Below are 13,083 nucleotides of genomic sequence, written 5' to 3' on the forward strand. Positions count from 1 at the left end.
TGTATTATGATTTCAAATTTTCCAATACCATATCCAGATGAGTTAATTTACAGTGTGATTGCACGTTATGCTATTCACAATGGAATTTTAAGTCCCAAATACCTTACTGAAGAATTATTCAATAATAGAAATTTGACGCCAACTTACGATTTACCATCTCATATAGGAAAATTGGCTAGTTATTTACCCGATTGCTATGATGCACTCTATTTAATCAACCACCACACCTTATTACCAATTTATCAACCATTTCAACCTGATACAGTGATGCGTTATGCTGTACATGTATTACAGGGTGAACAGTATCAATCATTACATACCAAGTTGGGAAAAAATGCGTCGCGAATCAAATCTGTGAATTTTTTTCGGTTCTGTCCGCATTGTTGGCAAGAACAGATGGAACAATATGGTGAAGTGTATTGGAAACGTAGCTGGCAGATTACAGGATATGAATATTGCATAAAGCATGAATCTGCCCTTTTTGTCAGCTCTGTTCCTTGCAATGGGCTAGACCGAAGATTTTATAATGCTCATTTAAATGTCCTTATTGACTCCTCACAACTTTTTATTAATTCACAAGACTTAAAGCGTCATCTAGAGTTAGCAAAAATAATCGAGGATCTACTTATTCAATCTAGCCATAATGCAGTACAAGATGTTTCGATTTTATCAAATGCCTACTTCAATCTATTGAAAGACAGAGACTTACTGTCAGGTCAAAAAAATATCAATTACGAAAAAGTCCGTCAGCTTGTTGTCGATTATTGGGGCGAAAGTTTTCTTCAATATTATCAATTAGGTGATCTGAGCTCTGAGAACTGCTGGCTCAAGAATATCTGTAGAAAACATCGTAAAGCATTTTCTTATCTTGAGCATCTCATCGTATTAAAGGCACTTGTTCCCGAACAAAGTCCTATTTATACATACCAACAGTATTTGGATCTAGCGACAGTAGGTATAGAGGAACAAGCCATTCCTGTCACTGTAAAACACAAGACTTACCAAGTCCTGTCAGATGATCAACTGAAATGGATACAATTGATTCAGGATATGTCAGTCAAACTAGCTCGTAAACATGATGGTGCACTGTACGCACGTTTATATCGCAATCATAAAGATTGGCTGTTACAAATCAATCAAACCGCTATCATGACACCACTCTCTCTACCCAAACCACGTGTCGATTGGAGTATTCGGGATCGTCAGTTTATGAAACAATTGATTAAAATACGTGATGAATTATTAGAAGACTTAGACTCCCCACAATGGACCAAAAAGTTTTTAATTAAACAACTTGGGCATGTCAGCCTAATTGAAAAAAACTGGCATTTTCTGCCGTTGACCAAAGCATTTTTGGAGCGCTACGCTGAGTCGGTGGATTGTTATCAAATACGTCGTCTGACACGAACATTTATTCGCCAATACACTGAAAATCAGTTCTATCCACCGAGTGTTTTTCTTCGACTATCCGGATTAAGCCCTGAACGATTAACGCCAGAAGCTCGTAGATTTTTTAATAGTATTTGGGGGTGAAATTAAAAATGAGTGATTGTCTGATCGAATATTTACCGAAAGATATGATTTATTATACTGCGAAAAAAATTAGTCGACATGGTCAAACTCGGTTTGATATTGATACTTGTTTATTTAACCCTCTTATTAAACGGTATATTCATCTTAAATTGCCAATTGAAAGTATTCTTCTTTATTACCATAAAACTCCAATTGCCAATCCTGATCCACAGAAATTATTTAACCACACCCTGAAATCAGTGGATTTTTCAGCGCTCAACGTTTTAGATTTATCCAAGAACAATTATCAAAAAACGCATAACGGTCAGTTATACTTTGAGTTTAATTATGATTCACCCATATTAAAGAAAAATATGACAATTCTTTTACCTAAGCTTATTCTTGCTCGGGATCTATTTTTTTCACACCCCTATCTTTTACGTGCAGCACTTTTTGCAGAAAATTATTCAACAGATATTTTAGTGGATATGAATGATGAAAATGCTATACATATTAATATTGCGCAAAACAAAAAAATTATGAGAGCTGATATCTCTGATCCTCATTTTTTAAAGAAGCTAGCTTTAATTTTATTACAGCCGGACTTAAATAAGGCCTTCCTTAGTATTTATCAAAAAACAATTGTTGATCAAAAAGGTGTTAAAAGCTTTAATTTTGATATGGAAGCTCCTAATATCAAAAATATTAACCTAACAGTAGAGGGTATTTTTAATAAAAAAACAGGTATTTACAGAATTGAGCGCATCACGTCTTTCAAAAATCTTGATACAGCTATCAACCGCCCTATTCAATTTCATTTCACTTCAAAAAAGATTATACAACAAATAAAAAATGCTCAAGGACAAAATCCCAAGCAGTCAACACCAACATGTCCACCTAGAGAAAAATTAAATCAAAAAGCTGATGCAGATATCGATAAACTAATAGCCAAACTAAGAAACCTCCCAGGAAAAATTTATACGATAGAAGAATTAAAAATTTCTTTAGAGACGCCCCCTTCCGAAACTACCATACGGCAAAGACGAAAGCAGATGGATAAAGACCAAAATCAAGAAGAAGGATTTGCTGGCGGAGAAGGAGATATAGAGGGTACTCTGCCTGGAGTTACAACAGAATCAGATATTCAACTAGAGCGAGTCACTCATAAAGACTTGATTAAGGTATTGGACAAAATTGAACAAAAAGGATATGAAATCAAAGAAATTAAGAATTCACCGTTTAAAAAATATAAACGTTTCCGAGGCCACAAGTTTTCTAACGCCAATCAACTACGATACTTTTATGTCTATAGAATTATAAACACAAAAAATGATGAACAATTCTATCTATGTGAAATTGATACATCAGATGGAAAAAAGAACATCTCTACACTATTACTCCGATATGAAGAAAAAACTCAATTATTAATTGAGATAGATTTCGAAAAATTAAACAATTCAATACTTTCTCAATCACTCAGTTGGCCTAAAAAGTTTATATCTGAAGTAAGAGGTATTACCGCCTTTACTACAATTAATCATCCTTCAAAAAAGGAACAACTAGACGATGTAAATTATTATGTTGACTGGGCTCAACGGATCTTAGCAAAAGCAAAATCAATATAAAGGTTAAACAGTATCTTGGCATATAGGAGCGATTTTCCTTCTATAATCATACCTTCCTTACTTCGCAGGAATTATTTCGAGAATTTAGATGACACAACTTACTTGTTTTAAAGCCTATGACATTCGCGGCAAACTTGGTACAGAACTCAATGAAGAGATTGCTTATAAAATTGGCCGTGCCTATGGGCAAATTTATCAACCTAAAACAGTGGTTGTGGGCTGCGACATCCGTCTCAGCAGTGAAGATTTAAAACAAGCCACCATCAAAGGTCTGAATGATGCGGGTGTTGATGTATTAGATTTAGGTATGACGGGGACTGAAGAAGTCTATTTCGGTGCCTTTCATCTAGATGTTCAAGGTGGGATCGAAATCACGGCAAGCCACAACCCGATGGACTATAACGGCATGAAATTGGTCCGCGAAAATGCACGTCCGATTGGAGCCGATTCAGGGTTAAAAGAAATTCGCTTATTGGCTGAATCAGGCAACTTTAATGAAGTTATCACTAAAGGCAAAACTGAAAAATACAATATTCTTCCTGAATATATTGATCATTTAATGTCTTATATTGATCCTGCCAAAATTCGCCCACTTAAATTGGTCATGAATGCAGGCAATGGCGCGGCTGGTCATGTGGTTGATGCCATTGAAGCAAAATTTAAACAGCTCAATATGCCTGTTGAATTTGTCAAAATTCACAATGATGCCGATGGTACTTTCCCGAATGGTATTCCCAACCCAATTTTAGTTGAAAATCGTGACAGTACTCAAAATGCAGTGCTTGAACATGCTGCGGATATGGGCATTGCTTGGGATGGTGACTTTGACCGCTGTTTCCTGTTTGATGAGAAAGGTCAATTTATTGAAGGCTATTATATTGTTGGACTCTTAGCTCAAGCATTTTTACTCAAGCAAGCTGGTGAAAAAATTGTGCATGACCCTCGTCTGGTTTGGAATACCTTTGATGTCATTGAACAATACCAAGGTGAAGCGATTCAGTCTAAATCAGGGCATTCATACATTAAAGAAAAAATGCGTGAGCACAATGCAGTGTATGGCGGTGAAATGTCAGCACATCATTACTTCCGTGATTTCTCTTATTGTGATAGCGGTATGATTCCTTGGTTATTGGCAATTTCTGTACTCTCAGAAACCCAGCAAACATTGTCTTCACTGGTTGAAGGTATGATTGAAAAGTTCCCTTGTTCGGGTGAAATCAATTTTAAAGTTGCGGATACTCAAGCCACCATTCAAAAGATTTTTGATCACTTTGCCGATCAACATCCTGCAATTGATGAAACGGATGGTGTCAGTCTGAATTTTGGTGCATGGCGTCTCAATGTTCGAGCATCGAATACTGAACCACTTTTACGCTTAAATATTGAAAGCCGAAAAGACCAAAATCCAAAACCAATGCAAGATTATGTCGATGAATTAACGCAGTTGATTCAAGGGTAAATTTTTCTGCATGCTAATAAAAAACCATTCAACTTATTCATTAAGTTGAATGGTTTTTTTCTTAGCTCAACTAGAAAGAAATTCTATTTAAGCTGACAACTGATTAAAATAATGAACGATCCAATGGAATTTCGACTCCGATAGACACTCCCGCATCTTGACCATAGACATCAGAATCACTCACCCATCCATTCAGCTTCAATGGCGCATTTGGTTTTAAGTAATGTGTCCAAGTAAGATCTAAAGCTTTAATTTCATCTTTTTGCGCAAATGCATGATTATTTATTGAATTTGACTGATTCACTTTGGCCATCATTACTCGACCATTTAAGCGATTCATAACATCAAAGCGAATGTCTCCACCGAGACTTAGCATTTGACCATCCCCACCCATGGTATGCCCTAACGGGAAGCCGTGTTGGTAATAGCCATCTGTATATATATGATGATCGTAAGAAATACCAAGTGCATCACCATTGGTTCGTGTATCTGCCCACTCTGCATAAATTTGATAAGGCATGCTATTCAGTTGAGAGGAATAATCAACTCCAGCCAAATACATTTTCTTAGAAGGTAGAAGTCCTGCCTCATCCTCACCCACATATTGAGCATACATACTCATAGGGATGTCTGTAAAATGATTCAGATTCAAGCGCGCATCAAAACCTGCTATTTGATTCGATGCATTGTCTTCACCAACACATACTCCATCATTACATCCATTATCTTTCCCAACAAAAGCATTCCAATATGCTTTTAAGCTACCTGGTTGCCCTTGACCATCAATTTGAAAAGTTCTTGAGGCACCGAGCTCAAGATAAGGTAATGGCTGTGCAGTTAAGCGTAGGCCTAATAAATTCGTATCAGGAACGGCTTTATAATCATCTAATCGGCCAGCAAAAGCTTGATATTGCCAAGGTCCAATCCATGACAGCCACTTTGTTTCAAAGGCCTGTTGTTCAGCACGCTGCATGGTCAAACCATAAACTGGGCGGCTTGCATCACCACGGATTAGGCTTCCTTCATGTCCAGGTCCCCAATAGGTTGGGATTTGTCCCGCAATCAACCATTGATTCCACAATTTTCCTGCAATATAAGAACCTTCTAAATTGACATCATGTCCATGGTCAATGATTGGATCTTTTTCAGCATTGACTCGCAGTCTTGCATCCCACTGCGTTCCACCTGCATTCAATTCAAGTGCCGCTTGATATTGCGATTTTTGCTCATCTGCAAATTTTTGCGGGATATTTTGTGGATCTGTTTCAGCAAATAAAGCCAGCTTAATAGAGGTATTTTCTGCTTCTAAATTTGCCATAACCGAATTGACAACTTTCTGCTGAGCATTATTTTCAATTTTCGCAGTAGATAATGCACGCTGAATTTCTTCACCACTCAATGGCCAAGTCGAGGTACTGATTTGGATCACACCTTGTTGGTTTAGCCAATTTAGATCTGTACGTAGATCATTATTATTCAAAATGATCCCTTGAGCGTAAACCGGCAGAGCTAGAGAAGAAAAAATCGCAAGCGATAGAACTCTAAGGGTTTGATATTTCATATATTATTTCAGTCAATTTATCTTTCACATATGATAACGATTTTTTTCAAATAAAAGATAAGATCTATCATCATTTTTGCACAATCCATACATGATTCAATACTTAAGTTAAATAGTGAGAAGTATGGCAAATACAAAATTTGCCATACTGTCTTTAATGAATTTACATACTAAATTTTAATATTAGTTATAACCATTTGGATTTTGCTTTTGCCAGTTCCAGCTATCCTTCAACATATCTTCTAAACCATATTGAGGCTGCCAATCTAACTCTGCGACAGCACGGGCATTATCAGCAAATGAAGTAGCAACATCACCTTCTCGACGAGGTACATATTCAAATGGTATCTCAACACCATTTACCCTCTCAAAAGTATCTCGAATTTGTTTTACTGAAATCCCATTGCCTGTACCAATATTCCAAGCGCGGCATCCTTGCGTTTTTAAACGATGATTCAATGCGCATAAATGTGCATTGGCCAAATCAACTACATGAATATAATCACGCACACCTGTACCATCTACCGTGTCATAATCATTGCCAAAAATTGACAACTTATCACGACGGCCGACTGCCACCTGTGTGACATAAGGCATCAAATTATTGGGTATCCCTTGTGGGTCTTCACCCATTTGACCACTTTGATGTGCCCCTACAGGGTTAAAATAACGCAGCAATGCAATTGACCAGCGCTCATCTGCAGCCGATAATTTCTCTAGTAATTGCTCGACAATCAGTTTGGTATAGCCATAGTTATTACTTGGCATACCTGTAGGCATGGTTTCATTCAAGGGTGAAATATTGGCTTCATCATAGACTGTTGCCGATGAACTAAAGACCAACTTAAAGACTTGAGCACGCTCCATCGCTTTAACTAAGCTAATAGAACCTGAGATATTATTTTCAAAATATTTTAGTGGCTCTTTTTGGCTTTCACCCACAGCTTTTAAGCCTGCAAAGTGAATCACTGCATCAATAGAATGATGCTGAAAAATTTGATCTAAAATTTGCTGATCGAGAATATCACCTTCAACAAAATCTAATTTTTTAGCTGCCAACGCTTGAACACGTGCTAAAGATTCGACAGAACTGTTGGACAAATTATCCAGTACAACAACCTCATGCCCTGCGCTCAAAAGTTGAATACAAGTATGTGAACCAATATAACCTGCACCACCTGTTACTAAAATTTTAGCCATTGGTTTTTCCTAATAATATGTGTAGTAAGCCTTGCGTTGAGCCATCTAAATCCGAAATATCCTTTCGATCACCATTTAATATTGGAAGTAGCTGATTGGCAATTTCTTTGCCTTTCTCTACACCCCATTGATCAAACGGGTTAATGTTCCAAAGCACGGACTGTACAAAAACTTTATGTTCATACATTGCGATCAACATGCCCAAACTATATGGATTTAGCTCTTGCAATAAAATGGTTGAACTTGGTTGATTGCCTTCATATTGTTTATATTCCGGCAAATCTTGTACTTCTTGTTGATCCAAAGCCTGATTACCAAATGCCAGCAAGCGCGATTGAGCCAAACAATTGGATAAGGCCAAATGATGCTGTGCCACCAGCGCCTCTGCATTATCGACATAGGTAAATTGTTGGGCCTGATAACGCTGCACTGGCGCAATGAAATCACAACTCACTGCTTGACTGCCTTGATGCAGCAATTGATAAAAAGCATGCTGCGCATTTGGTCCCACTTCGCCCCATATAATCGGGCAAGTATCCCAGTCCACTTTTCGACCATTACGCTGAATCGATTTACCATTCGACTCCATTTCCAACTGCTGCAAATAAGAGGCGAAATATTTCAAACGCCCATCATAGGGCAGTACTGCATGAGTCTGAATATCAAGGAAATTATTATTCCACGCACCCAATAAGCCCATTAATACAGGAATATTTTGTTCGAAAGGTGCCGTCTGAAAATGCTGGTCTACTGCATATGCGCCAGCTAACAGTTGTTTAAAGCCATCAACACCAATTGTCAGTGCAATCGGTAAACCAATACATGACCAAAGTGAATAACGACCGCCTACCCAATCCCAGAGCAAAAATTGGTTTTCGGCTGCAATACCCCATTCTGTCATTTTATCTGCTTTGGTAGATACGCCAATAAAATGATGCTTTAAAATTTGTGATTCTTGTCCAAGTGCTTTTTCGAGCCATAAACGCACTGTTTGCGCATTGGATAAGGTATCAATGGTCCCGAACGATTTTGAAGAAATAATAAATAGCGTGGTTTCGGGGCGAAGTTGATGCAATAAATCTGAAAGCTGACTACCATCAATGGTCGAAACAAAATGTACATCGAGTGGCTTATGTGTGGATTTTTTGAAATCAGATAAGGCATGACTGACCATCAGTGGTCCTAAGTCTGACCCTCCGACCCCAATATTCACCACGTCTTGAATGACTTCACCCGTTGCACCGCGGCATTGGCCGGCATGAATTTTTTCTACCAAAGCATACATACGCTCAAGTTGTGTATGCACTTGTTCTGCTAATTCAGGATGAGACTGATCATCTTTAGGTAACCGTAGCGCCCAATGCATGGCTGCACGCTGTTCGGTATAGTTAATTTCTTCAGTAGAAAATAAACGCTTTATCCACGACGTTAAATCTTGTGTCTGTGCCCACTGGACTAGATTTTTGACAACGGGCTGATTGACTCTATGTTTACTAAAATCAAAAACCACCGGCTCTAAAGTTACAGAGAATTTTTCGAATCGCTGAGGGTCTTCAGCAAAGAGTTCTGTTAAATGCTTATTTTCAAATTCAGTTTTCAAACTATGAAGACTGCCTAAAACTGAATCTAAATGTTCGACCGTATAGGGTTGAGTTTTCATAGCCATTAACGTCCTACCCCCATATATGCAAAACCTTGAGACTTCACATATGCTGGATCATAAATATTGCGCCCATCCAAAATAAGCGGATGCTGCATGGTTTTAAGCAATTCGGTATAATTTGGACTCCAATATTGTTTCCATGCAGTCAATAAACACAAAGCATGTGCATCTTGCACTGCCTCATATTGCTCTATGCAATATATAAGATCAGGTCGCTCACCATATATTTTTTTAATTTCTTCCAAGGCTTGAGGGTCGTGTAATTTAACTTTTACACCTTGAGCCCATAGTGCTGCCAACATGGCATGAATAGGAGATTGTCGCGTACTGGACGTTTTTTCTTTAAATGCAGCGCCCCATATTGCAACAGTTTTCCCTTTTAAATCACCATGATAATAATTCCATAATTTGCGGAATAAAACTTCTTTTTGCTGCTCATTAATTTCCCAAACTTGAGCAAGTAATTGACTATTTGCACCAACACCTGACACCGTATGCGTTAGGGTCTGAATATCATGTGAAAAGTTTTCTCCACCAAAACCTGCCCCCGGATAGAGATAAGATCCCCCAATACGATTATCCGCAGCCATCCCCTGACGAACTGACTCAATATCAATGCCTAATTTCTCAGCAACCATTGCCAAGTCATTGATATAGCTAATCCGTGTCGCCAACATGCCGGAGATACTCAACTTGGTAAATTCAGCATCTAAAATAGGCATAAATAAATATTGCTGCTGACGTGGAAATAAAGGGCGTAAGAGTTCCTTAATTTTAATTTGAGCAGCATCTGATGCAGACCCAACAATCAACTGCTTGGCTTGGGCAAAACTTTGTAAAGCATTTCCTTCCTGAATCATGTCGGGTAAATACACCCACTCATCTTCATGCAAAATTTTTACAAACTTTTCTGTACCATGCAGTCCTAAAGTAGACGCATTGATCATTAGTTTGGGGTGAATAATGGGACGTTGTTTGATGTTTTGAAGAATTTCAATACATTGCTTTTCTTCGGCAGGGTTAAAACTGAAGAAATAGGCATCTGCGTCTAATGGAATATTATTAAAGTCGCAGTATTTTAAGGAACTACTTTGTTGTTTATTCAGTAGATTTTTTACAGCTTCATCTTGTATATACATTTGTTCGCTTTCATACGTTTTCAGTGGCTCATACCAAAAAACGTGATGACCGCATTCTGCTAGCAAAGCAGCAAATACACCTGAAAAGAGTGTTTGTCCAAATACTGCAACCTTCATATCAATCTCTTTTTATAGTTTTAGCTCTTTGATCAGTGCTTTAAATTCCTCACCTAATTTTGGATGGTCTACGCCATAATGTAAAACTGCTTTGAGATAGCCCAATTTACTGCCGCAATCAAAAGTTTGACCTTTCATCCGATAGGCTTCCACTGTATCGGTCGCTTGCAAAGCTGCAATTGCATCGGTCAGCTGAATCTCATTACCTGCCCCTTTAGGCGTTTGCTCTAAAAGTTGCATAATTTTGGCTGGTAAAATATAGCGACCCACTACCGATAAATTTGATGGCGCAGTGCCGACGGCGGGTTTTTCCACGATACCTTGCATTTGAATGCTATGCCCTTCGGCAGGTGTAGAAGCTACATCCACAATTCCATATTGATCCACTAGATGATCAGGTACAGCTTCCACCATAATTTGGGATGCATGGGTTTCATCAAAACGTTGAATCATTAAACTTAAATCATTACGCTCTGATGAATCTTTGACTAATACATCGGGTAAAAGTACCGCAAAATCATCATCTCCCACAACAGCTTTGGCACACAGTACAGCATGACCTAAACCAAGTGGCTGAGGTTGACGTACGCTAATCACACTGACATGTCGCGGCAAAATTTCAGTGATTTCTTTGAGTAAATCAAATTTCTTTTTATGTTCTAAGGTGGTTTCCAGCTCAAAACTGCGGTCAAAGTAATTTTCAATCGATGCTTTGGAAGAATGTGTCACTAAAATAATTTGCTCAATGCCAGCAGCAACTGCTTCTTTCACCACATATTCGATGGCTGGGCGGTCTACCACTGTGACCATTTCTTTAGGAATGGATTTACTCGCAGGTAAAAAACGTGTACCTAAACCGGCAACAGGGAGAATGGCTTTTTTGATCATAAACATTGCCCAATAATAAAAAATACATCAGCTGTAACTTAATTTTATATCGACTGATATAGATAAAATTATCAGAAGACATGAAATTAAATTATTAATGAGTTGAGGATTCAGACTTCGTTTTTTGATTGCTTGAAAAACGACTTGCACCAACTTCTTGGTCTGGAGCATTAATGCCTTCTTTCTTTAACATGACTTCAACTGTTTTAAACATAATTTTAAAATCAAGCCATATCGTATGAGTATCGACATATTGTACATCTAACTCAAATTTTTCTTCCCATGAGAGATTATTACGTCCACTGACTTGAGCGAGTCCTGTCATACCGGGCTTCACTTCATGTCGTCGCATTTGCTCAGCGGTGTAGTGTTCTAGAAAATCTTTCATTTGTGGACGTGGCCCTACAATACTCATGTCACCTTTTAGCACATTTAACAGTTGTGGCATTTCATCTAAAGTTGTTGCTCGTAATTTATGCCCAAATGTTGTAATTCGCTGATCATCTGGCAATGGATTTCCATTTTTATCAAAAGCATCTTTCATTGAACGAAACTTAATCATTTTAAAAAGTTTGCCATCTTTACCTGGACGGTCTTGTAGAAAAAATACTGGAGAGCCTAGATTTTTGCTTACTTTATATGCGACCAAAATAAAAATGGGAGAAAGTAAAATTAGTGCTGTAGTTGCAATAACAATATCTATAAGTCGTTTCATAATAAAGCTAAATTCCTATTTACCTAAACGGACTTCTTCAATGACGCTAACAATTTTTTTCATCGCAATTTGTTCTGAATATTTTTCTATTAAAACTCTACGCGAAGAATCTAAACTTTTTGTATTAAAATTTTGGCTGATGTCTAAAAATAATTGTGCTAATGCTTCAGGATTTCCCGCAGATACCGCCCAACCAATTGAGTGCTGATCAATCATTTCTACGATTTCTGTTTTATCTTCCATGATTGCCAATATAGGCTTATCAGCAGCCATAGAATAATATGCTTTACTTGGTACACCTAAACCATACATGCCTTCAGCAAGTGTTACAATTGCAATATCTCCTGCATTTAAACCATCTGATTTTTTTGATGGATCTAAGCTGCCAATATATTGAATATTTAGATCATTGAGTTGCGCTATTTGACTTTTAAGCTCATTTTCATATGCACCACCACCAATGAATAATACTTTAGGCCTTTGGCCAGCTGGTATCATTTCTAAAGCCTGAATTATGTTTTTAATTCCTTGGACACGTCCAATATTACCAAAAAAATAAAAAATAGGTCCCTCACTTTGCCAGCCCAAAGTATTTAAAATATTATTTTGATTTTTTTCTTGGACTTCAATGTCATGGTGGTCGATCCAATTTTGAATAATAATCGAATCTGAAATGGAAACCTTTTCATCTATCAAATCTTTCATATCTTTACCGATAACGATACGTTTATCAGCTTCAGCATAAAATTTATCAAAGAAGAACTTTAGTACTTTGTAAAAAAAATTATTCCGCTTTAGAACCTTAGCCGCTATAAGATTTTCTGGAAAAACATCATGTACAAGCAAAATCCATTTAAATTTTTTTATCTTTTTAGCAATATAAATGACTGGTAATAAAAAAATAGGGGTCGTCCCCGTAAAGACAACCTCTCCCTTTCCAACATGTTGTAAGATTTTGATGAGAAATTTAAGTGAAATCACCAACTCAAAAAACAACCGTTGGATGAGTTTTTTCTTATTCAGGTTGACATCAGCAACTAAAATGGCATCTTCAATCTTATGTATAGGATCTTCCTTTACAAGGATTTGCAGATTGTCTCCATACTGCTGTTTTAAATTTTTATGCAACTTATGGAATAAATACCCTGTTGTATTTTGGGTAGGAAGAATATATTCCGAAATCAAAAAAATTTTTTTCATGCCA

General features: G+C 37.4%; 10 protein-coding genes. 3 read left to right on the forward strand and 7 right to left on the reverse strand.

Going from position 1 to position 13,083, the window contains the following annotated elements; translation table 11 throughout:
* Positions 1–6 precede the first annotated feature (6 nt).
* The 3 genes from FTU65_RS07320 (at position 7) to FTU65_RS07330 (ending at position 4,596) form a co-directional block, all read left to right on the forward strand.
* Positions 7–1,533, forward strand: a complete 1,527-nt coding sequence (locus FTU65_RS07320; RefSeq protein WP_180066550.1) for a TnsD family Tn7-like transposition protein — start codon at positions 7–9, stop codon at positions 1,531–1,533.
* 8 nt (positions 1,534–1,541) lie between these two features.
* Positions 1,542–3,137 (forward strand): Tn7-like element transposition protein TnsE, encoded by a 1,596-nt coding sequence (locus FTU65_RS07325; protein ID WP_026056512.1) that lies wholly within the window; start codon positions 1,542–1,544, stop codon positions 3,135–3,137.
* Between the two features lie 88 nt (positions 3,138–3,225).
* Positions 3,226–4,596, forward strand: a complete 1,371-nt coding sequence (locus FTU65_RS07330) for a phosphomannomutase CpsG (protein WP_180066552.1) — start codon at positions 3,226–3,228, stop codon at positions 4,594–4,596.
* Between the two features lie 103 nt (positions 4,597–4,699).
* Here the strand turns inward: FTU65_RS07330 and FTU65_RS07335 are convergent, their stop codons facing one another.
* The 7 genes from FTU65_RS07335 to FTU65_RS07365 form a co-directional block, all read right to left on the reverse strand.
* On the reverse strand, positions 4,700–6,157 hold the full coding sequence (locus tag FTU65_RS07335) for a capsule assembly Wzi family protein (RefSeq protein WP_180066555.1): 1,458 nt from the start codon (positions 6,155–6,157) through the stop codon (positions 4,700–4,702).
* Positions 6,158–6,340: 183 nt separating this feature from the next.
* Positions 6,341–7,357, reverse strand: coding sequence for a UDP-glucose 4-epimerase GalE (galE, locus tag FTU65_RS07340; RefSeq protein WP_180066557.1), 1,017 nt, complete (start codon positions 7,355–7,357; stop codon positions 6,341–6,343).
* Positions 7,350–9,017: a glucose-6-phosphate isomerase gene (pgi, locus tag FTU65_RS07345; protein ID WP_373886726.1), complete on the reverse strand. Its 1,668-nt coding sequence runs from the start codon at positions 9,015–9,017 to the stop codon at positions 7,350–7,352. The genes galE and pgi overlap by 8 nt, the downstream gene beginning before the upstream one ends.
* 5 nt (positions 9,018–9,022) lie before the next feature.
* The gene (locus tag FTU65_RS07350; RefSeq protein ID WP_180066561.1) at positions 9,023–10,276 is read right to left on the reverse strand and encodes a nucleotide sugar dehydrogenase; all 1,254 of its coding nucleotides are present in this window, start codon (positions 10,274–10,276) and stop codon (positions 9,023–9,025) included.
* A gap of 12 nt (positions 10,277–10,288) precedes the next feature.
* Positions 10,289–11,164, reverse strand: coding sequence for a UTP--glucose-1-phosphate uridylyltransferase GalU (gene galU / locus FTU65_RS07355; RefSeq protein WP_180066563.1), 876 nt, complete (start codon positions 11,162–11,164; stop codon positions 10,289–10,291).
* A 94-nt stretch (positions 11,165–11,258) separates the two neighbouring features.
* Positions 11,259–11,879: a sugar transferase gene (locus tag FTU65_RS07360; protein WP_180066565.1), complete on the reverse strand. Its 621-nt coding sequence runs from the start codon at positions 11,877–11,879 to the stop codon at positions 11,259–11,261.
* Positions 11,880–11,894: 15 nt separating this feature from the next.
* Positions 11,895–13,079, reverse strand: coding sequence for a glycosyltransferase family 4 protein (locus FTU65_RS07365; protein WP_180066567.1), 1,185 nt, complete (start codon positions 13,077–13,079; stop codon positions 11,895–11,897).
* Positions 13,080–13,083: the final 4 nt, after the last annotated feature.

The organism is Acinetobacter sp. YH12129 (assembly GCF_013418685.1).
Lineage (GTDB): Bacteria > Pseudomonadota > Gammaproteobacteria > Pseudomonadales > Moraxellaceae > Acinetobacter > Acinetobacter amyesii.

Coding starts and splice junctions, on each gene's coding strand:
- galU (WP_180066563.1), bottom strand. CDS start 11,164: ATGATCAAAAAAGCCATTCTCCCTGTTGCCGGTTTAGGTACACGTTTT.
- FTU65_RS07320 (WP_180066550.1), top strand. CDS start 7: ATGATTTCAAATTTTCCAATACCATATCCAGATGAGTTAATTTACAGT.
- FTU65_RS07360 (WP_180066565.1), bottom strand. CDS start 11,879: ATGAAACGACTTATAGATATTGTTATTGCAACTACAGCACTAATTTTA.
- pgi (WP_373886726.1), bottom strand. CDS start 9,017: ATGAAAACTCAACCCTATACGGTCGAACATTTAGATTCAGTTTTAGGC.
- FTU65_RS07350 (WP_180066561.1), bottom strand. CDS start 10,276: ATGAAGGTTGCAGTATTTGGACAAACACTCTTTTCAGGTGTATTTGCT.
- FTU65_RS07330 (WP_180066552.1), top strand. CDS start 3,226: ATGACACAACTTACTTGTTTTAAAGCCTATGACATTCGCGGCAAACTT.
- galE (WP_180066557.1), bottom strand. CDS start 7,357: ATGGCTAAAATTTTAGTAACAGGTGGTGCAGGTTATATTGGTTCACAT.
- FTU65_RS07335 (WP_180066555.1), bottom strand. CDS start 6,157: ATGAAATATCAAACCCTTAGAGTTCTATCGCTTGCGATTTTTTCTTCT.
- FTU65_RS07325 (WP_026056512.1), top strand. CDS start 1,542: ATGAGTGATTGTCTGATCGAATATTTACCGAAAGATATGATTTATTAT.
- FTU65_RS07365 (WP_180066567.1), bottom strand. CDS start 13,079: ATGAAAAAAATTTTTTTGATTTCGGAATATATTCTTCCTACCCAAAAT.